The sequence below is a fragment of the Cryobacterium sp. Y62 genome, from assembly GCF_002929785.1.
In the GTDB taxonomy this organism is placed as follows: domain Bacteria; phylum Actinomycetota; class Actinomycetes; order Actinomycetales; family Microbacteriaceae; genus Cryobacterium.
Window position 1 is genome coordinate 1 of record NZ_PJJK01000098.1, and the last position, 19,996, is coordinate 19,996.

Annotated in this window: 18 protein-coding genes; 5 read left to right on the plus strand and 13 right to left on the minus strand. The window is 63.2% G+C overall.

Annotated features, from left to right (window positions below):
• Positions 1-182: 182 nt before the first annotated feature.
• Positions 183-2,567 (minus strand): excinuclease ABC subunit UvrA, encoded by a 2,385-nt coding sequence (locus CXY71_RS07150; RefSeq protein ID WP_104134968.1) that lies wholly within the window; start codon positions 2,565-2,567, stop codon positions 183-185.
• 1 nt (position 2,568) lies between these two features.
• Positions 2,569-3,333: an SDR family oxidoreductase gene (locus CXY71_RS07155; RefSeq protein WP_104134969.1), complete on the minus strand. Its 765-nt coding sequence runs from the start codon at positions 3,331-3,333 to the stop codon at positions 2,569-2,571.
• 193 nt (positions 3,334-3,526) lie between these two features.
• Between CXY71_RS07155 and CXY71_RS07160 the strand changes: the two genes are divergently transcribed.
• The 4 genes from CXY71_RS07160 to CXY71_RS07175 all read left to right on the plus strand — a co-directional run bounded on the left by CXY71_RS07160 (position 3,527) and on the right by CXY71_RS07175 (position 6,279).
• Positions 3,527-4,012: an NfeD family protein gene (locus tag CXY71_RS07160; protein WP_104134970.1), complete on the plus strand. Its 486-nt coding sequence runs from the start codon at positions 3,527-3,529 to the stop codon at positions 4,010-4,012.
• Positions 4,005-5,009: an SPFH domain-containing protein gene (locus CXY71_RS07165; protein WP_104134971.1), complete on the plus strand. Its 1,005-nt coding sequence runs from the start codon at positions 4,005-4,007 to the stop codon at positions 5,007-5,009. The genes CXY71_RS07160 and CXY71_RS07165 overlap by 8 nt, the downstream gene beginning before the upstream one ends.
• A 91-nt stretch (positions 5,010-5,100) precedes the next feature.
• Entirely contained in the window at positions 5,101-5,799 is a 699-nt protein-coding gene (locus tag CXY71_RS07170) for a glycerophosphodiester phosphodiesterase family protein (protein ID WP_104135010.1), read from the plus strand.
• A gap of 111 nt (positions 5,800-5,910) precedes the next feature.
• On the plus strand, positions 5,911-6,279 hold the full coding sequence (locus tag CXY71_RS07175) for an RNA polymerase-binding protein RbpA (RefSeq protein ID WP_104134972.1): 369 nt from the start codon (positions 5,911-5,913) through the stop codon (positions 6,277-6,279).
• 95 nt (positions 6,280-6,374) lie between these two features.
• Here the strand turns inward: CXY71_RS07175 and lnt are convergent, their stop codons facing one another.
• The 9 genes from lnt to CXY71_RS07225 all read right to left on the minus strand — a co-directional run bounded on the left by lnt (position 6,375) and on the right by CXY71_RS07225 (position 16,780).
• On the minus strand, positions 6,375-7,901 hold the full coding sequence (gene lnt / locus CXY71_RS07180) for an apolipoprotein N-acyltransferase (RefSeq protein ID WP_104134973.1): 1,527 nt from the start codon (positions 7,899-7,901) through the stop codon (positions 6,375-6,377).
• 7 nt (positions 7,902-7,908) lie between these two features.
• On the minus strand, positions 7,909-10,356 hold the full coding sequence (locus tag CXY71_RS07185; protein WP_104134974.1) for an RNA helicase: 2,448 nt from the start codon (positions 10,354-10,356) through the stop codon (positions 7,909-7,911).
• A 33-nt stretch (positions 10,357-10,389) separates the two neighbouring features.
• A complete protein-coding gene (gene tatC, locus CXY71_RS07190; RefSeq protein WP_104134975.1) occupies positions 10,390-11,151 on the minus strand; it encodes a twin-arginine translocase subunit TatC in 762 nt (253 codons plus the stop codon).
• Positions 11,152-11,198: 47 nt separating this feature from the next.
• The gene (gene tatA / locus CXY71_RS22435) at positions 11,199-11,441 is read right to left on the minus strand and encodes a twin-arginine translocase TatA/TatE family subunit (protein WP_104134976.1); all 243 of its coding nucleotides are present in this window, start codon (positions 11,439-11,441) and stop codon (positions 11,199-11,201) included.
• An 18-nt stretch (positions 11,442-11,459) separates the two neighbouring features.
• Positions 11,460-11,786: a hypothetical protein gene (locus tag CXY71_RS07200; protein ID WP_104134977.1), complete on the minus strand. Its 327-nt coding sequence runs from the start codon at positions 11,784-11,786 to the stop codon at positions 11,460-11,462.
• A 3-nt stretch (positions 11,787-11,789) separates the two neighbouring features.
• Positions 11,790-13,925 carry a YafY family protein gene (locus CXY71_RS21905; RefSeq protein ID WP_233204536.1) on the minus strand — a complete coding sequence of 712 codons (2,136 nt, stop codon included), beginning with the start codon at positions 13,923-13,925 and terminating at the stop codon, positions 11,790-11,792.
• A gap of 17 nt (positions 13,926-13,942) precedes the next feature.
• Entirely contained in the window at positions 13,943-14,890 is a 948-nt protein-coding gene (locus CXY71_RS07215) for an FKBP-type peptidyl-prolyl cis-trans isomerase (protein ID WP_146071776.1), read from the minus strand.
• 127 nt (positions 14,891-15,017) lie between these two features.
• Positions 15,018-16,019 (minus strand): tRNA (adenine-N1)-methyltransferase, encoded by a 1,002-nt coding sequence (locus CXY71_RS07220; protein ID WP_104134979.1) that lies wholly within the window; start codon positions 16,017-16,019, stop codon positions 15,018-15,020.
• The gene (locus tag CXY71_RS07225) at positions 16,016-16,780 is read right to left on the minus strand and encodes an HAD family phosphatase (RefSeq protein ID WP_255412626.1); all 765 of its coding nucleotides are present in this window, start codon (positions 16,778-16,780) and stop codon (positions 16,016-16,018) included. The genes CXY71_RS07220 and CXY71_RS07225 overlap by 4 nt, the downstream gene beginning before the upstream one ends.
• Positions 16,781-16,859: 79 nt before the next feature.
• On the opposite strand from CXY71_RS07225, the gene CXY71_RS07230 reads away from it, so the two are divergent.
• Positions 16,860-17,816 carry a proteasome assembly chaperone family protein gene (locus CXY71_RS07230; RefSeq protein ID WP_104134980.1) on the plus strand — a complete coding sequence of 319 codons (957 nt, stop codon included), beginning with the start codon at positions 16,860-16,862 and terminating at the stop codon, positions 17,814-17,816.
• A 3-nt stretch (positions 17,817-17,819) separates the two neighbouring features.
• Here the strand turns inward: CXY71_RS07230 and mshC are convergent, their stop codons facing one another.
• Positions 17,820-19,094, minus strand: a complete 1,275-nt coding sequence (mshC, locus tag CXY71_RS07235) for a cysteine--1-D-myo-inosityl 2-amino-2-deoxy-alpha-D-glucopyranoside ligase (protein ID WP_104134981.1) — start codon at positions 19,092-19,094, stop codon at positions 17,820-17,822.
• Between the two features lie 42 nt (positions 19,095-19,136).
• Positions 19,137-19,991 (minus strand): undecaprenyl-diphosphate phosphatase, encoded by an 855-nt coding sequence (locus CXY71_RS07240; RefSeq protein WP_104134982.1) that lies wholly within the window; start codon positions 19,989-19,991, stop codon positions 19,137-19,139.
• Positions 19,992-19,996: the final 5 nt, after the last annotated feature.

Consider the following 19,996-nt stretch of genomic DNA (forward strand, 5'->3'; position numbering starts at 1 on the left):
CCTGGGCCGCTATGACTCGCATCGCGGGCGAAGTGTTGCCCAACCGGCGTATTCGCACTCTATGCGTATATGCCGCACACTTGTTGACATAATGTGCATTATCGGTCACAAGCATGTGAGCGACCGAGAGGGGTGACCGATCCGCAGAACTGCCGACCTGGCACCCTTCCGGTAGCGCCGGATCAGGCGCCGACGTAGGCTGCCAGGTGTTCACCGGTCAGCGTCGAACGCCCGGCCACGAGATCAGCGGGCGTTCCTTCGAAGACGATTCGGCCGCCGTCGTGCCCGGCCCCGGGACCCAGGTCGATGATCCAGTCGGCGTGCGCCATGACCGCCTGGTGGTGCTCAACCACGATGACGGACTTACCGGAGTCAACCAGCCGATCGAGCAGTGCGAGCAGGTTCTCGACGTCGGCGAGATGCAGGCCAGCCGTTGGCTCGTCCAGAACGTAGACATCGCCGCTGTCGGCCATCTGCGTGGCGAGCTTGAGCCGCTGCCTCTCACCGCCAGAGAGTGTCGGCAGCGGCTGGCCGAGGCTAACGTAGCCGAGGCCGACGTCGGCGAGGCGGCGCAGAATTGCGTGCGCCACCGGCATGCGTGACTCCCCCGCACCGAAAAACTGCTCGGCCTCGGTCACCGACATCGCCAGCACCTCACTGATGTTGCGACCATTGAGGTGATAGTCCAAAACGGATGCCTGAAATCGCTTGCCCTCGCAGACCTCACAGGGAATGGCGACACCCGCCATAATTCCCAGGTCGGTGTAGATGACGCCGGCACCGTTGCAGCTGGGGCAGGCGCCCTCTGAATTGGAGCTGAACAACGCCGGTTTCACACCGTTAGCCTTCGCAAATGCCTTGCGGATCGGCTCGAGCATGCCGGTATACGTCGCCGGGTTGCTGCGCCGCGACCCCCTGATCGGGCCCTGGTCGACGGTCACCACACCGTCCCGACCCGAGACCGAGCCGGTGATCAGCGAGCTCTTACCCGACCCGGCTACACCGGTGAGCACCGTCAACACACCGAGCGGAATGTCGACATCGACGCTCTGCAGGTTATGGGCGCTGGCACCGCGCACCGGCATGACACCCGACGATGCACGCACGGTCGATTTGACTGCGGCCCGGTCATCCAGATGCCGACCGGTCAACGTGCCGCTGGTTCGAAGCCCGGCGAGAGAGCCCTCGAAGACCACCTCGCCGCCGTCCGAACCAGCACCCGGCCCGAGATCGATGACGTGGTCGGCGATCGCGATCATCTCCGGTTTGTGCTCGACGACCAACACCGTGTTGCCCTTGTCGCGCAGTTGGACGAGCAGGGTGTTCATGCGCTGGATGTCGTGCGGGTGCAGTCCGATGGTCGGTTCGTCGAAGACATAGGTCACGTCGGTGAGCGAAGATCGAAGGTGACGGATCATCTTAGTGCGCTGCGACTCGCCGCCGGAGAGCGTGCCAGCGGCCCGGTCCAGGGACAGATAGCCCAGCCCGATCTGCACGAACGAGTTCAGCAGGAGCTGCAAACCCGTGAGCAGCGGCGCGACGGACGAGTCGTTTAGGCCACGAACCCACCCGGCGAGGTCGCTGATCTGCATCGCACAGGCATCCGCAATGCTGATTTCGTTGATCATCGACGATCGCGCGCCCTCGTTGAGTCGGGTGCCGTTGCAGTCGGGGCAAACGGTGAAGGTCACCGCCCGCTCCACGAACGCACGAATGTGCGGCTGCAGCGAGTCAACATCCTTGGTGAGCATCGACTTTTGAATCTTGGGAATCAAGCCTTCATAGGTGAGATTGATGCCCTCGATCTTGATCTTGGTCGGCTCCTTGTGGAGGAGGTCGACGAGCTCCTCCCTGGTGAAGTCTTTGATCGCTTTGTTGGGATCGAAGAAGCCACAGCCGGTGAAGATCCGGCCAAACCAGCCATCCATGCTGTAGCCGGGGACGGTCAGTGCTCCCTCGTTCAGGGACTTGGTGTCGTCGTAGAGCGCGCTCAGATCGATATCGGTGACCGATCCCCGGCCTTCACAGCGGGAACACATACCCCCGGTGATGCTGAAACTGCGGCGTTCCTTGACGGTTTGTCCCCCGCGCTCGATTGAAACGGCACCCGCTCCGCTGATTGAGGCAACGTTGAACGAATACGCTTGGGGCGAGCCTAGGTATGGGGCGCCGAGCCGGCTGAACAGAATGCGCAGCAGGGAATTGGCGTCGGTGGCGGTGCCGACTGTGGAGCGCGCATTGACGCCCATCCGCTCCTGGTCGACGATGATGGCCGTCGTCAGTCCGTCGAGCACATCGACGTCGGGCCTGGCCAGGGTCGGCATGAAGCCCTGCACGAATGTGCTGTACGTTTCGTTGATCATGCGTTGCGACTCGGCAGCGATGGTGCCGAACACCAGTGAACTCTTACCGGAGCCGGACACGCCCGTGAACACGGTCAGCCGGCGCTTGGGAATCTCCACGCTGACGTTCTTGAGATTGTTTTCCCGAGCGCCCTGCACGCGGATCAGGTCGTGACTGTCCGCAACCTGCGTCTCCGATGCCGGGTTCGCCGTGTTCGTGGTCATGTTATTCGCCCGTAAACCCGGCCGTGTCACCCACGTAGCGCGTGTTGCCCACCGGAACCGGCTCAACGGCAGCGGCTACAACCTCGGCTGCGAACTCGCTGACGTTGTACAGGCGACCGGCCGACTCCTTGCGGGCGCTGAGGGCGCCGGGGTTGGACCGCTCGAGCAGGGTCGCCGTGATAGTGCCCTCGATCATGTCGCCGGACACCACGACAAAGCCGATACCGGACTCTTCGAGCTGCGGAATCACCGCGCGCAGGGCATCCTCACCGGCACGCTTGCTGCGAGCCACCTGGTCGTACTCCGGCATGGTCGGGGTGGTCTTTATGAAGTGCGCTTGGTGGCTAGTGACGTACACGACCCGGGAGTCGTCGCCGAGCAGCGGGACCGCCTCGTTGAGCAGGTTCACCTGGGCATTGAGGTTCAACGTCATGGCGTAGTCAGCGGCCATGCCGCTCTCCATGCCACCCGAGGCGTTCATCACCAGAATATCGAGGCCGCCGAATTCGGTGCGAATGGTCTCGAACATCGCGGCGACCGATGCCGGGTCGGTCAGGTCGGCACCGACCGTGATTGCCGTACCTCCGGCAGCGCGAATAGCGTCGGCAAGTTTGTTCGCACGTACTTCTTTATTGCGATAGTTGATGACAACCCTGGCGCCGGCTTCGGCGAAGTACCCGACCGTATCGGCACCAATACCGCGGGAGGAGCCGGTGACGAGTACACGCTTGCCCTCGAGTGATCCTGCTGCAAGTGGATTGGTCACGGGTGCTCCTTTTTTGTTGCATACACGCCGGTAGCCATGCACGTCAGTCATTCACGTCGAATTTAGGTGAGGCTGGCATCGACTGCCACACACTCGCCTGACGACCTTATCAACAAGCACCGCCGCTCCCCCCGACGTGTTGTCGGTCGCACCTGCTAGTTTCAGAGGAAATGGATTGGGGAAAGTGGCACCCATGGTCGACCTGACTGATTATCTCTGGATTCTATGGCTCGTGTTCATTCTCGTCGCCATCACGATCGAGCTCCTGAGCTTGGAATTCACCTTCCTGATGATTTCCATCGGCAGCCTGGGGGGCTTGGCCGCCAATCTGCTCGGTCTGGAGTGGTGGCTGCAAATCGTCGTCGCCGCCGGCCTCTCGGTGCTGCTCCTGCTCACCATCCGTCCGTTCCTGCTGCGTGCCCTGCGCAAGGGCGGTGATCCGGCTTTAAGCAATATTGACGCCCTGATCGGTATGACCGGCCGCGTCGTCGCGACGGTGACCGAGACCGGCGGGCTGGTCAAGCTGGCCAACGGTGAAACCTGGACCGCGCGCCTGGTTAAACCGGCAGGTACCGCCGCCAACGGATCTATCGATCCCGGACAGGCGATCACCGTGCATCTCATCGAAGGCTCCACCGCCGTCGTCATCACCGCCGAAAGGACCCAGAATCATGCTTGACCCCGCAGCTTTCATCGGACAGATCTTCGTGTTCGCCCTGCTCGCCGTTTTGGCGGTGTTCGTCATCGTCATTCTGGTGCGCGCCATTCGCATCATTCCGCAGGGCAACGCCGGCGTGGTCGAGCGCCTCGGCAAGTACCACAAGACCCTGCTGCCCGGACTGAACCTGCTCGTGCCGTTCGTCGACCGGGTGCGCCCCCTCCTCGATATTCGCGAGCAGGTCGTGTCCTTTCCCCCGCAACCGGTCATCACCGAGGATAACCTCGTCGTCTCGATCGATACCGTCGTCTATTTTCAGGTGACGGATGCCCGGGCGGCCACCTATGAAATCAACAACTACCTCGGCGCGGTCGAGCAGCTCACCACGACCACCCTGCGAAATGTCGTCGGTGGACTGAACCTCGAAGAGGCCCTCACCAGCCGGGACAATATCAACAGCCAGCTGCGCATCGTGCTCGACGAAGCCACCGGCAAGTGGGGCATTCGCGTCGGCCGAGTTGAACTCAAGGCTATCGAGCCGCCGCACTCCATTCAGGACTCGATGGAAAAGCAGATGCGTGCCGAACGTGACCGCCGTGCGCTCATCCTCACCGCTGAGGGAACCAAACAGTCCGCGATCCTCACCGCCGAGGGCGCCCGCCAGGCAGCCATTCTCGAGGCGGAGGGTGACGCCAAGGCTGCCGTGCTACGCGCCCAGGGTGAGGCCGAAGCGATCACAACCGTGTTCAAGGCCATCCACGAGGGCGACCCCGACCCCAAGCTGCTGGCGTACCAATACCTGCTGACCCTGCCCAAGCTTGCCGAGGGAAGCGCCAACAAGCTCTGGATCGTTCCGAGTGAACTCTCCGAGGCGATGAAGGGAATCGGCAGCGCGTTCGGTGCTCAACAAAACGGTGCTCAACAAAGCAGTGCACAGACTGCTGGTGCGTACCCGGCGTCGGCGGCCAGCGCAGCCACACCGACGGCATCCGCTCCCCCGGTTTCGCCGCAAAGCTAGCCGGTGGCGGAAAATGCACGGTCGGTGTTTCTGAGNTGCACGGTCGGTGTTTCTGAGCGGGACGCAACCGCGGGTGATCGCCCACCGGGGCATGACCCTGGAAGCCCCCGAAAACACGCTGCTTGCTTTCGTGAAGGCGCTCGCGACCGGGGCCACGCATCTCGAAACCGACGTGCACATTTCACTCGACGGTGTCGCGGTGCTCAGCCACGACCCCGACCTGACGCGACTGGGCCGAGACGTACGCATTGATCAGCTCACCATGGTCGAACTCAAACGCATCAGCCTGGGCGAGGGCCAGGGGTTCACGTCGCTCAGCGATGCTCTCGAGACTTTTCCGAACGCACTGTTCAACATTGATATAAAAACGGATGCCGCGGCCGAGCCGGCCGCACGGGCGATTCTCGACCAGCGGGCTTCGGAACGGGTGCTCGTGACCTCGTTCAACGAACCACGGCGGCAGCATGCTCTCAGGCTGCTCCCCGGCGTGGTGTCGTCGGCGTCATCGTCACTCGTGGCCCAGGCGGTCGCCGCGACGAATCTGGGGCTGACCGCCTTGGTTCGACGCACACTGCAGGGGTGCGTCGCTGTGCAGGTGCCTGAACGGTTCGGACCTGTGCGCATAGTCACTCCCCGATTCATCGCGATGATGCATCGGATCGACGTCGAGGTGCATGTGTGGACCGTCAACGATCCAATCGACATGATTCGACTCCTCGATAGCGGAGTTGACGGCCTCGTCACGGACCGTGCAGATCTAGCCGTGGCCGCCGTTACTCGCCGAACCTGAGAGTTATCTCCCAGAACGGGGGGAGCGGGAAGGGTAACGCCCAGCTTGATGGTTTAGAACTGTGAAGGCATCGTGATCGATCTGTGATTGCGAGCGAGAGGAGACCACACTATGGCTGACCGCAGTTTGCGTGGCATGAGATTGGGCGCACAAAGCCTGCAGAGCGAAGAAGGCGTCACCTTCTCCCCCCGAGTGGGACACACCTACCGGTGTGAAGCATGCGGACGCGAGACGGTAATGATTTTCTCGGCCGAAGCCGAGGCTCCGGACGAATGGGAATGCAAGTACTGCGCACGGACGGCGACTCGGCTCGTCGACTCCATGCCCGTAGTTGTTGACCACTCCGACGAGAAAATTCCTCGAACCCACTGGGACATGTTGCTGGAACGTCGCACCAGGGACGAACTCGAAGAGCTGCTCGAAGAGCGCCTCTCGGTATTGCGCCTGCGCCGAGGTGGCCAGCAGAAGATTGGTGCCTAACCGCCCGAAACCCCCGCACGACCCCGCACCAATGTGCTTGTACCCCCGTACTCGTGCTCGTGGTGGCGGGGTCGTCGTTGGTTAACCGCGAGGATTCAGGGCTGGCGGTGTCGCCGGGCCGCGCCCAGGCAGAGCACCAGACCAGCCAAGCCCAGACCCGACAGCAACCACTCGATTCCCCGACCGGCCACCATGGCCGGCGTAATGGTGTCACTGAGCGGCACAGTCTGTACCATGCTGCCCGCAGTGAAGGTGGCCAAGCTGTCCAGAGTGTCACCGCTGGGTGTGATGATGGCGCTCGACCCGACCGTGGAGATGTTCACGACGGTGCGACCGGTTTCGATAGCACGTAGCCGGGCAATGGCGAGCTGCTGCACGCTCTCATCGGTGTGCCCAAAATCGGCATTGTTGGTCTGGGCCAAAATTAGCTGCGCTCCGCTGTCGATCATCTCGTGCACGAGCTGGTCATCGGCGATGTCAAAGCAGATCGCGATACCGGCCAGCACGCCATCGATATCGAAGACGTTGTCGCGGGTGCCGATGCCGTAGTCGCGCCCGATCAGGTCGATCAGCTCCGGTGCGAACGGTCGCCAAAATGCTCGATCCGGCATATATTCGGCAAACGGCACCGGATGCGCCTTGTCGTAGACGTCGACGGCCCCACGCCCGGCCTCCCAGAGCAGGGAACTGTTGAAATAGATGTCTTCGGGTTGGGTGATCGTGCCCGTGATGAGCGGAGCATCCATTTCGGTGCTGATGTAGTCGAGTACCTGCGCCGCCGCCGCCGACCGGGTCGGGTCGATGTCGCTCGCGTTCTCTGGCCAGACCACAAAGTCTACGCTTTCGCCGATCAGCGGCAGGGTGGCCGAGGTGTGGTCTTGCAGAATCTGACCGGGCGAATTCTCCGCAAACAGTCCGGCGTCGGCGTTGCCTTGCACCGCGGCCAGTCGGGTCGTGCCGCTGGGCAGCGTCGGCCAGGCGGGGATGGCGAGCACGAGGGCGACCGCGCCGACCGCCACGGCTGCCCGCAGGGTGTGGGCCAGGTCTGGCTCTCGCAATAGTTGCACGGCGAGGGCGCTCAGCCAGACCACGATGAAGCTCAGGCCAGACAGTCCTACCCAGGCGACAAGCGTGCCGAACGGGCTTTCCGACTGCGAGAGCGCGACCCGGCCCCAGGCGAATCCGCCGTAGGGCCAGACCGCGCTGATCGCCTCTCTGGCTGTCCAGAGCCCGGCCACGATGACCGGAACCAATCCGAGGCGGCCCCAAACACTCGGCCAGATACGTGGCCCGTGGCGCAGAACGAGCGTGCTGAGGCCGAGGCCGAACGCGAAGAACAGGCTTTGCAATCCACCGAGCGCGAACCACGGAACGAGTCCGAGATACAGCGTGATCCAGTAGATGTGGATCAGCCAGAAGGACAGTCCGGCGACCAACCCGACCAGCAGCCCGGTGCCGAGGCTTCGTCCGAGCAGAGCCACGAGCATGAGCGCCACGCCGACCGGGGCGAGAAACCACCAGTCCCGGTCCGGAAATCCGGCGTCCAGAATGGCGCCGGCGCCGGCCGCTACCAGAACGGATGCCCACAATGGCAGGTTGAACGCACGCTCACTTCTCCACATGGCTGGTTCAGGCCACCGAAGAGTAGGCGACGATGCCGCGACGAATCGAGTCCATGGCCTCGCGTGCGGTCGGTCCGACATGACCGTCACCCGCGATCGAGAGCTGGTCGAGCAGGTCGATGGTCTGTTTGGTCCAGCGCACGAAATCACCCGCCGCCATTTCGGCTTCGTAGAGCACGTCGGCGAGTGACGCGCCGTGGGCCCACTTCCACATGGCGAGGCTGAGGCCGACCGCGAGCGGGTTACTGCCGGGTAGTTTGTGGTCTCGTTCCAGGTCGTCGATGCGGCTCCACAGTTCTTGCGTCTCGTCCAGAGCCGGTCGGAACGGTCCCTTGGGCAGGTAACGCGCGTCGATCAGACCCTCCTCGCGGCGCGGCTCGAACACCAGGGCGCAGGCCATGGCGGCCAAACTGGCGGCGTCGAGGTCTTTCCACAGGCCGCGGCGCAGGGATTCGGCGACAAGTAGATCCCGTTCGGCGTAGATTCGGCGCAGGATGCGTCCGCTTTCGCTCAACGCGATCGTTCCGCGAACGTCGGATTCGAGGTAGCCGTAGCTGAGCAGAACGTCAGTCACCCGGTCGAAGACCCGCGCAATGGCACCGGTGCGTTGGGAGATCTGCTGGCTGAGGGCATCCGTTTGCCGCTTGAGCTTGAACCAGCGCTCAGCCCAGCGCGAGTGCGCCTCGCGGTCGGGGCAGTGGTGGCAGCCATGGGCGCGCATCTGCTTGCGCAGGCTGGCTACCTCACGCTGCCGTTTGTCGCGCTCCCCCCGGAGTGAGTTGTCGGCCTTGGTGCCTTCACGCTCGACCTCGGTCAGCCGACGTCGAATCGACGAGTACTCCTCAAAATTGCCGAGGTGGCACGTCATGCTGGTCTTGAACCCGGACAGGGACTCTTCCTGCTGACGCACGGAGCGCGCGAGATCGACGACAGCCCGATCGGCCTGGAACTGTGCGAAGGAGGATTCGAGGACAGCACGGGTGCGGGCGACGCCGAACTGATCGATCAGGTTGACAGCCATATTGTAGGTCGGCTTGAAACTCGAATTCAGCGGATAGGTACGCCGAGAGGCCAGCGACGCGACCGACTGTGGGTCCAGACCCTGGGCCCACTGGATGACGGAGTGACCGAGTGTGTCGATGCCGCGACGACCGGCCCGCCCGGTCAGCTGGGTATATTCCCCCGGCGTGATTGGCACCCTGGCTTCACCGTTGAACTTCTCGAGCTTGTCGAGGACCACGGTGCGCGCCGGCATATTGATACCGAGGGCAAGGGTTTCGGTTGCGAAAACGGCCTTGACCAGCTTCTTCTGAAACAGTTCCTCGACGACCTCCTTGAACGCGGGCAGCAGGCCGGCATGGTGGGCGGCAACACCGCGTTCGAGGCCGTCGAGCCACTCGAAGTAGCCAAGCACGCCGAGGTCTTCGTCGAGCAGGGTGCGGCACCGGTCGTCGACGATCTGGCGGATTTCGTCGCGCTCGTGTTCCTGGGTCAGGCGCACGCCTGAGCGCAGCACCTGCCGCACGGCCTGGTCGCAGCCGACCCGGCTGAAGATGAAAAAGATCGCGGGCAGCAGGTGTTTACCGTCGAGCATGCGCACAATGTCACCGCGATCCATGCGCCCAGCATCAAACTGTGGGCGTTGCTTGTCGTGACCGCGAAAGCCGCCGCCCTGCCGACTGGAACCACGGCCACGACCACCGGCCGAACGCCCACCGGCGTGGGCGAGCCGAACGAGTTCCGGATTGACCCGGTGAGTGCCGATCAAGCCCGTGGAATCAAAGAGATCGAGCATGTTGTTTTTGACCAGCACGTGCTGTTCAAGGGGAACCGGACGTTCCTCGGAGACGACGACGTCGGTCTCACCGCGCACTGCCTGCAACCAGTCCCCGAACTCCTCTGCGTTCGACACGGTGGCGCTGAGCGAGACCATCCGTACCGCCCGCGGCAGATGAATGATCACTTCTTCCCAGACGGCCCCGCGAAAGCGGTCGGCGAGGTAGTGCACCTCGTCCATCACCACGAAGGCGAGATCGGTCAACAGGTCGGAATCCGCATAGAGCATGTTCCGGAGCACCTCGGTGGTCATAACAACGATGCGCGCCCCCGGGTTCACATTGCTGTCACCGGTGAGTAACCCGACCTGCTCCGCACCATACTCGGCGACGAACTCCTGGAACTTCTGATTGCTGAGGGCTTTCATCGGCGCGGTGTAGAACACCTTGGCGCGGAGCTGCTGCATCGCGAGATAGATCGCGAACTCGGCGACGATCGTTTTTCCCGCGCCGGTCGGCGCGGCGACGAGCACGCTGTTGCCGGTCTCCAGGCAAGCGCAGGCTTCGCGTTGAAACGGGTCGAGGTCGAATTTCAGAGCGCCTTCGAAGGCCCGTAGTTTCGGCTGGCTGGTGCGGGTGCGCGCGGCCGAATATCGTTCGGCCGGCGATTGCGTGTGCATCACGTGATCCTTAACACTTGCGACATAGAAGTTCTAGCTGGCCCCGAGTCCGAGATCCTTCTCGAACGCGAGCACTTTTTTGGCCGTGCGTCGATCGTGCAGCCATGCGATCCCGTAGGCGGCAAAGTACAACATGACCATGGGGATCGCGAGAAGGAACATTGACACGACATCGGCCGCGGGGGTGGCGATCGCGGTGAACAACACAATGACCAGAATGGCGATCCGCCAGGATTTGATGATGGATGCTGCGCTGATGACACCGGCGAAGTTCAAGAGCACGATGAACACCGGCAAGACGAATGCGATCCCGATGGCAACGACGAGCTTGAGCACGAAGTCGAAGTACCCCTGGGCGTTGATGAATGCGGAGTCCTCGGTCGGGGCGAAACCCGTCATGAGTTCGACCACGTGCGGCAGCACGATCCAGCCGGCCGCGCAGCCGGCTAGGAACAACGGGATGGCGGTCAACAAAAAGCCGAAAGTGTACTTCTTCTCCGTGCGCGTCAAGCCGGGCACGAGGAACGCGAACACCTGGTACAGCCAGACCGGACTGGATACGATCAGACCGACGTAGAGGGAAATCTTCAGCTTCAGGTCAAAGGCGCTCGTAATGTCGGGGTAGTTGATCTGCGCGTTGCGATGCTGGGCGTTGATGATGGCGTAGATCGGTTCACGCAGCTGGTCCCAGACGAAATCCGAGAGGAACCAACCGGCGATCGCACCGATCAGGAGGCCAGCGGCGGCTAGGTAGAGGCGCTTACGCAACTCGACCAGATGCTGGCCGAGCGACATTTTGCCTTCAACGGGCGTACGCCGACGCGTGCGTACCGCCACGGTAGCTAGGGCTTCGCGGCAGGGTCGATCGGACCCGAGGACTTCGCAGCGTCATCGCCAGTAGAGCCGCCCGACTGGGTCGGTGCGTTGGGATCGGGATCGACACTGTCGCTCTTGATCTCGCTTTTGAAAATCTTCATCGACTGGCCAAGGCTGCGGGCGAGTCCGGGAAGTTTGGGCGCACCGAAGAGAAGCAGTACGACGACGAGGATGATCAGAAAATGCCATCCGGTCAGATTTTGCAGCATGAGGGCGTGTCCTCTGTGTTAGCGGGTAACGTAGCGGGCGTTCCGTATCAGTTTACCCCGCACAATCCGGCCGTCGCGACGCACCTGACGCCGATGGACGCGTTCCGCTTCGCGCTGCTCGACCTCGTGGCGCAGTCCCGCAAGATCCATGAAGACGGCTGGCCTGAACTCCTCCGGTCTCGGGCTGACATCCACGTTCAGTGCAGCGACCTGATCGGCCAGGGCTTCGAACGCACAAAGAGCGCCGAGGGATTTCCGGTAGAGCCGCAGACCGGACCATACCAACACGGCCAGGGAACCCAGCGTCAGCCCACTCCAGATAAGCAACCAGGACCACCACGGCACCCGCTAATCCTCGTCAGCCGGGACAGGGGCATCGGTGTACTGCGCGACGCCTGCCGCCGCCCAATCGGCAACGACACGGCGTGGTTCGGCGGGTTCGAGTACGGTGACGATCCCGGCCAGTCCCGCAACCAGTCGTTTAAGGGCGTGGGAGTGGGCGACCCGCAGGGTGGTGCGAGTGCGAACCCCTGTACCCACCGGAACCGAACGTTCGGGGCGGTAGTCCGCAAGCAACGGCAGCGCGGCGGTTTCGAGTTCGAGTCGTACATCCAGATCGCCGCTGGAGGCCTGGAACAGGGTATCGGGCAGTAAAATCTCCGCGGCATGCGTACTTCGTGCTTTGGTGGTCGTGCGCGGGTCGCTGATGCGATCAAGACGGAACGTGCGCACCGCTTCGCGGAGATGGCACCAGCCGCGCAGGTACCAGTCGTTGTCAACGGATTCGATGCGCAGCGGATCGACGCGACGGTGTTCGTGAGCACCACGAGCGTTGAGGTAGTCGAACTCGACCTGCATCCCCGACGTGAGAGCTGCCTGGACGAGTGCACGTGTCGCCCCGCCATCTCTCTGCGCGACGGCCAGTTGGGTTGGCGGAGCCGACGCCCCGCGCGTCAACTTGGCCATCAGCGATGCAATCGCATTCGTATCAGCGTTGTCGGGGAGGGCCGAGAGGTATTGCAGGCCGGCGATGAGCGCTGCAGCCTCCCGAGCCGAGAACCTGGGAGAATCGTCGATAGCGACCTGATGGGTGAGGACGATGCGGTCGTTCAGCTCAAATTCATCCCAGAGTATGTCGAAGAGATCGCCGTGCAAATACTGACGTGTTTCCCCGGGAATTCCGGACAAGGCGATGAGACTGACCAAGGATCGCACACGTTCAGGGGGCAGGCCGAAATGCTCGGCGACCTCTGTGACGGTCACCGGACCCTGCTCAATGAGGTACGGAACCAGCGAAAGTAGGATGGTGAGCTGGTCGCTGGCGATCCGCGACTGCGAGGCCGGCGTGGAGGGCTGCGTTTTGGGTTGCGTCAGCCGACGACGCGGCGCCCCTCCGGCTGCCCGGACTGGCAAATCGGGCGAATGCCCATCGCGAACGGCGAGCAATCGGCTGGTCACGGCCGTGCGCAGAGCGAGAGGACCAACGACGAATACTTCCGGCCCGAAGGCGGCCAATTCGTCGGCGAGAACGTGCAGGTCGGTGAAATGCAGGATGCGCTCCCGGCTGGACGCCGGGTCCGTTGCCGGGATGCCATACTGGCGCGCGCCGAGCCGTACTGCCGCGTCGGTGCCCGGCTGCACCAGGATGTGCGCGACGTTGCTCGCCCACAGCTCTTCTAATTCGGCCAGGGCGCGGGCACTGTCGGCAGCAGTGCCCGCGAACGTATCGTCGGCAGCGTCGGTGACCGGGGCCGGGGACGCCGCCGGTAGGACCGTGACCGCTCCCACGATGCGCGAGAGGAGGAAGGTGCGCGGCGCATGAGCAACCTCATCGGTCGCGTAGAGGTGCCAGCGTCCCTCATGCTGAACGAGAGCCCGGGGGACGACCACGCGACGGAGCGGTTTCCTCTTGCCTGGCTTGAGGTAGAGAAAGGCCACGACCTGGGTGCGATCCAGCGCTTTGCTCAGCGGGTCGAAGCTGTGGTCCCGCGTACGAAGCAGCGGTGCGTAGCCGAGCACAGGTTCGCTCGAGTCGACGCCGAGCGAATTTAACTTGATCAGGGCGCGGCGGGATTCACCGGACAATGATCCTTCGCGCCACACCGTGCCGGCGAGTGTGAGCAGCGACACTTCGTCGGGAGTGAAGGTCACATCGGCCGGCAGGTCGTACAGTCCTTTCGGTATGCGATAGCGCAAGTGATGGTTGCTGCCGGGATCGTCCAGGGTCTCGATCGTCTCGAGGGGAATGCCTAGTTCCCGAATGTCGTCCTTGTCGCGCTCAAATTGGCGCTCCAGACTGCCATTGGGTCCAGCGATCAGGAATCGCTGCCGATAGCCCTGAACGTTAGCGAGGATATCCGCCTTGGTCAGCCCGGATTCCGTCGCTACGAGTGCCAGGACCAGGCTGAACAGGCGTTCCGGAGCGGTGACCGGCCGCGGTTTGGGTGCGTCGCGGCGTTCGTCTGGGTAGACCGGGGAAGGCACGAGGTCGCTCCCGCCGTTCAGTTGATGCCGAGGATGTCGAAGACGAAGATGAGCGTGGAATCGGCCGGAACTGCGCCCGACGCGGTCATGCCGTAGGCCTGTGCGGGCGGAATGACGGCGACGATTTGCGACCCGACGGTTTGCCCGGTGAGGGCCGCTGCCATGCCGGGGATGAGCTCAGTGGGAACTAACTCGACCGGGCTGCCGTTCGCCCAGCTGGAATCAAAGACCGTCTTCTCTTTCCAGAGCACTCCGGTGTAGTTCAAGGTGACCGTCGAATCTTCCTGGACCTTCACCCCGGAGCCCTTCTTGAGGACCCCGATTTCGAGTTCGGTGGGCGCGTCACCGGACGGCACGACAATGCCGGGCGTACCATCGGCGTCCAGGACTACCGCGGGAAGACCGTTCGCGACCGGCTGGTCTGCGCCGTCGGCCCGAGGCAGGAAGGCCTTCACAATGTCGACCACGAGCACGAGGGAGTCCGTCTCCGCGACCTGGAACTGTTCGTTGCCGCCGGCTGGTCCGAAGGCATCCTCGGGTGCGATGACGATCGCGACGCGTGCCCCGACCTGGGCGCAGAGCAGACCGTCGACGAATCCGGGAAGGGTGCTCTCATTGAGGATGATCGGGACGGCCGTTGAGCCGTCAAAAGCGCTCTGCTGGATCGCAGCACCGGTCGTGCCGTTGTAGAGGTTGAACTCTGCGGTGATCTTCTGTCCGGGAACGACTTTTTCCCCCGATCCGGCAATGACCTCGGTGCGCTGGGTGGACGCGGACTTGAGGGGCGTCGGAAAAGTGACATCCGGTGCCGTACCAAAGTTGCCGGAAACCGACACCAGCTCGGAGGCTGCACCCGAGGAGACCGGTGCGTCACAGGAGGCCTGGGCCGTACCGGGGCTGGCACAGGCGGTCAATGCCGCCATCACGAGTCCGGCGGTGGCGATCAGCGCGGATGCTTTGCGCACAAGTCCTTCTTTCGGTACGGGGTTGCTGCAGCACAGGGTGCTGCGTTGGATGCTGGGGTCGTTCTGTGACCGGGTGGTGCTGCCGTCGCTTCGCACGTAGTAGAACCGAAGCGGGCCGGGCCCTATCCTAACCGGCGTCGAGGTCTCGAGCCTTGGAGAGGTCTGCACTGGTCCCGGCGATCCGCACGCGTTTGCGCATGACCTTGGCACTGACATTGCGCTCACCGAGCGCCCCCGGTGTCCACGCCTCGACGTCGGCGTCATTGAAGTCGGTCTTCGACGGTCGCCGTTTCAATTCGGGCAGAATCGTGTCGGGAGCGAGTCGTCTGGCGGTAATGAGAAAGCCGGTGTGCCCAATCATTCGATGGTCAGGGCGAACGGCGAGTCCCTCTACGTGCCAGCCGCGAATCATGGTCTCGCTGGAGTCCGGGTTGGTGTAAAAACCGGTACCACGAATAGCCTCGGCCACGCGGGACAGCTGCGTTACCGTGGCGACATAGCAAAGCAAAACCCCACCGGGCTTGAGCACGTCGGAAACCGAGCCAAGGCATTCCCACGGTGCCAGCATGTCCAGGACGACTCGGTCAACGCTCTGTGCCGGCATGGTCTTCGGCAGGGTTTCGGCGAGGTCACCGAGGGTGATGCTCCAGTTCTCCGGATCATTGCCGAGGAAGGTAGCGATATTGTCCCGGGCGACGTCAGCGAATTCCTCTCGTCGTTCGAAGGAAGCGAGCCGACCGGCCGGACCGATTGCCCGCAATAGCCAGAGCGAGAGCGCTCCTGAACCGACTCCGGCTTCGACGACAGTGGCACCGGGAAATACATCGGCCTGGGCCAGAATTTGCGCAGCATCCTTGGGATAGATGATAGCCGCGCCGCGCGGCATGCTCATCACGAAGTCCACCAGTAGGGGGCGCAGCGCAAGATGCTCGACCCCGACGTTGTTGGTGACGACCGAGCCGTCGGGCTGCCCGATGATGTCGTCGTGCGCGAGAATTCCACGGTGCGTGTGAAAAGTCAGGCCGGCCTGGAGAGAAATGGTGTTCATCCGCCCCTTCGGTCCGGTGAGCTGTACGCGGTCGCCGACACGAAAGAGTCCACTGTTTTGGATGACCTGGTTGTTGCTCATGCGAGTGGTGCGCTTTCGTGTCGGGCAGCCCCGGTGGGGGCGAGAGGATGAACGGATTCGGAGAGTTCAGCGGTGGAGAAACGATAGAGCGCTGCCACATCATCGATCGTGCGACCGGCCAGCGTCGGCCAGCGGGTGTATTGGTCGCTTTCCGGCAGGTCGATCTGGTGGGGCACGGCGATGGTGATGGTTCCGGCGGCGACAGCGGAAGCGACACCGGGAACGGAGTCCTCAATGGCGATGCACCGGCGCGGATCGACACCGAGCCGTTCGGCCGCTACGAGGTAAGGGTCAGGGTGCGGCTTGCTGTTGGCGATCATGTCGCCAGCGATCACCAGGTCAAACGCGGGAAAATCAATCAGGTTGATGATCTGCCGAGCCATGCGCTCGACCGACATCGTCACGAGCGCGGTCGGCACTCCCGCCTTCTTCAGCTCTTGCAGGAGTTCACGAGATCCTGGACGCCAGGGAATACCATGCTCGGTAAGCTGCTGCTGAACCCGGTCGGTGAGGCGAGCCACAATGGCGTCTGGCGTGAGATCCACTCCGCGCGACTGAAGAATCGCCGCAGAGTTCCACAGTCCGGAGCCGACCAGCAGCATGCAATCGTCCTGCGTCCAGACGCCGCCGAATTCAGCGACCAGCTCCGTTTCGGCGCGCATCCAGTACGGTTCGGTGTCGACGATGGTCCCGTCCATGTCCCAGAGGACGGCGGCGGGCAGGGAAACGGGCGCGGAGAGCTGTACAGGATAAACATTCACGGGATCCAAGTCTAGGGCCACCGCCTATCCTTGACTGAGGCGCTCCACCGGGAGGCCGAAAGAATTGAGGACATACACGGTGACTGACGGTATTAGGTTTCTGGGCGGGCGGCTTCTCGTCGTAGCTTTCGAGGGTTGGAATGATGCCGGCGAAGCTGCGACCGGGGCGGTACGTGCGCTCAAAGACCTCCTCGACGTCGAGGTCATCACCGAGGTCGATCCGGAACTGTACTTTGACTACCAGTTCAACCGACCGGCCGTGTCGACCAATGAAGACGGCGTGCGAGCGATCGGGTGGCCGAGCGCGATCATGTATGGACCGACGGCCGCCGGACCGGTGAGCGTTCCGCTGGCCGAGGACGCCGAGCTGCGCGTCAGTGGTACGAATGCCGGCAATATTTACCTGCTCATCGGTACCGAACCCTCACGAAGCTGGAAGAGTTTTGCGGCGGAGATTCTCCACGCTGCTCTCGCCGCCGATGTGAGCGGCGTGGTGTTTCTGGGAGCGATGCTCGCCGACGTTCCGCACACCCGACCCATTTCTATCTTCGTGTCAAGCGACAATTCAAAAGTGCGCGGCGAATTACAGATTGAACGCAGCAACTACGAGGGCCCCGTCGGCATTCTCAGCGTACTGTCGGATGCCGCCGAGACTGCGGGCATTCCGACGCTGTCGATTTGGGCATCCGTCCCCCACTATGTGCATAACGCGCCGTCGCCCAAGGCGATGCTGGCCCTGATCGACAAGCTGGAAGAAGTGATCGACGTCGTGATCCCCCGTGGTGCGCTCGTCACCGAGGCGGCCGAATGGGAAACCGGGATCGATGTACTGGCCGGTGAGGATGAAGAGATGGCCGCCTACATCGCCCAACTTGAGCAGGCCCGCGATACCGTCGACTCCCCCGAAGCGAGCGGCGAAGCCATCGCGAAGGAGTTCGAGAAATACCTGCGTAAACGCGGCACTGACGGACGTGATGGACGCGGTGACGGTCGACCCGACGGGCCTGGCAGTCGGCCAGAGGGCCCCCGGCAGTAAGTTCTAGAGCGCCACGCCCAGCAGGGCGTGGACGGCGCGCTGGACCAGTTCAGGGGCGTCGACGGTGTCGGCTGCAGCGTGGTCGATGATGCGCAGCGCCTCCGGAGTGTCCAGATCGTGGCGGAGAGCCAGACGAAGCGATTGCACGACCGCTGTCGCTGAACCGGAGGTACCGTCAAAGGCCGTGGCACCGGCACCGAAGGCCGTTGACCAGCGGGCCAAACGCTCCACCCCTTCGTCGAGCAGGGACGACGTCCACTCCCAGTCGGCGCGATAGTGGCGGTCGAGCAGGGCGAGACGAATGGCCCGGGGATCGATGCCCCTGGCCAGCAGTTGCGACACCAGTACGAGGTTTCCGAGCGACTTGCTCATCTTCTCACCCCGGTAGGCGACCATGCCGGTGTGGCTGTAGACGCCGGCGAGCGGATGCCCGGACAACCCTTCCGCGTGTCCGGCGCTCATGTCGTGGTGCGGGAAGATCAGGTCGGATCCGCCGCCCTGCACGGTGAAGTCGGTACCGAGTTCCTTCAGGGCAATGACCGAGCACTCGATGTGCCAGCCGGGTCGCCCCGCACCGACGCAGGATTCCCAGGCCGGTTCTCCAGCCCGGGCGGCCCGCCAGAGCAGCGGATCGAGACGGTCGCGCTTGCCCAATCGGTCTGGGTCTCCCCCGCGCTCAGCGAACAGTCGGAGCATGCTGACTAGGTCGAGGTTGCTCTCCTCGCCGAGCGTCCAGCCCGTGTTCGCTTGCGCAGCTGCGATATCGAAGTAGAGATCGGCGGCGATCTGCCCGTCAGCACCGGCTACGGCATCGTCGGTCGGTACCGGGTAGGCCAGTCCGGCATCGCGAAGTGCGGCGACGGCGGCGGCGATCTCGTCGATGACCTCGGTCACGGCGACGAAATCGTTCGGTGGAATAATGCTGAGCGCTTGCATATCGGTGCGGTACAGCTCGACCTGCGATTCGGCGAGGTCGCGCCAGTCCACGCCGGTGGCCGTTGCACGCTCCAGGAGCGGGTCATCGACATCCGTCACATTCTGGGCATAGTGCACGCGGAAGCCGGCATCGATCCAGACCCGCTGCAGGGTGTCGAAGGCCAGGTAGGTATTGGCATGACCGATGTGCGTCGCGTCGTACGGCGTGATGCCGCAGACGTACAGCCGGGCCGCATGGCGCGGCTGCGCCAGCACCAGGCTGTCCGTTTTGGTGTCGTGGAGCCAGGGAGCACTGGATTCGCCGGGGACAGAGACAATTTCGGGTCGTTCCCATGCACGCATGCAACCAGCCTAGCTTTCAAAGTGCAGTCGCCTTGCGAGTGCCTAGGCGGAGATGACGTTCGTGCCGAGGAGGATGAACAGCACGATTCCCAGCACGATGCGGTAAATCACGAACGGCAGGAAGCTGCGCTTGGAGATGTAGTTCATGAAGAAAGCGATCACGGCGAGGGCCACGAAGAAGGCGATGACGGTGGCCACGAGCGTTTCGAGCGGGCCGAAGATTTCGGGCGTGCAGTTGGCTGCGCCAGCCAGGCACGGCTCGGCGATGGACTTGTAGATCTGGAAGAAGCCGCTTCCGAGCACCGCAGGAATGGCCAGCAAAAAGGCGTAGCGGGCGGCGGCGGCGCGCTCGTAGCCGAGGAACAGTCCGGCCGTGATGGTCCCGCCGGAGCGCGACACGCCGGGGATGAGGGCGAGGGCCTGGGCGAATCCGAAGATGACGCCGTGCCCGACCGTAATGTCTTGTAGTCGACGCCGTTTGGCTCCGATATGATCGGCGATTCCGAGCAGAATGCCGAAGACGATGAGCATGGTTGCGGTGATCCAGAGCGACCGCAGCACGGTCTCGATCTGGTCCTGGAACAGCAGTCCGAGGATGATGATCGGCAGCGAGCCGAGAATGATGAGCCAGCCCATTCGAGCATCCGGATCTGTGCGGGGAACGCTGCCCCCGAATGATCTGGCCCATTGGCCGATGATGCGAACGATATCGCGCCAGAAGAAGATGACCACAGCCGCCTCGGTGCCGATCTGGGTGATCGCGGTGAAGCGTGCCCCCGGATCTTCGCCGGTGCCCATAAACTGGCCGACGATGGCGATGTGCGCACTTGATGATACCGGGAGGAACTCGGTCAGGCCCTGGACCAAGCCCAGGATGATCGCATTCAGAAAGTCCACACGCT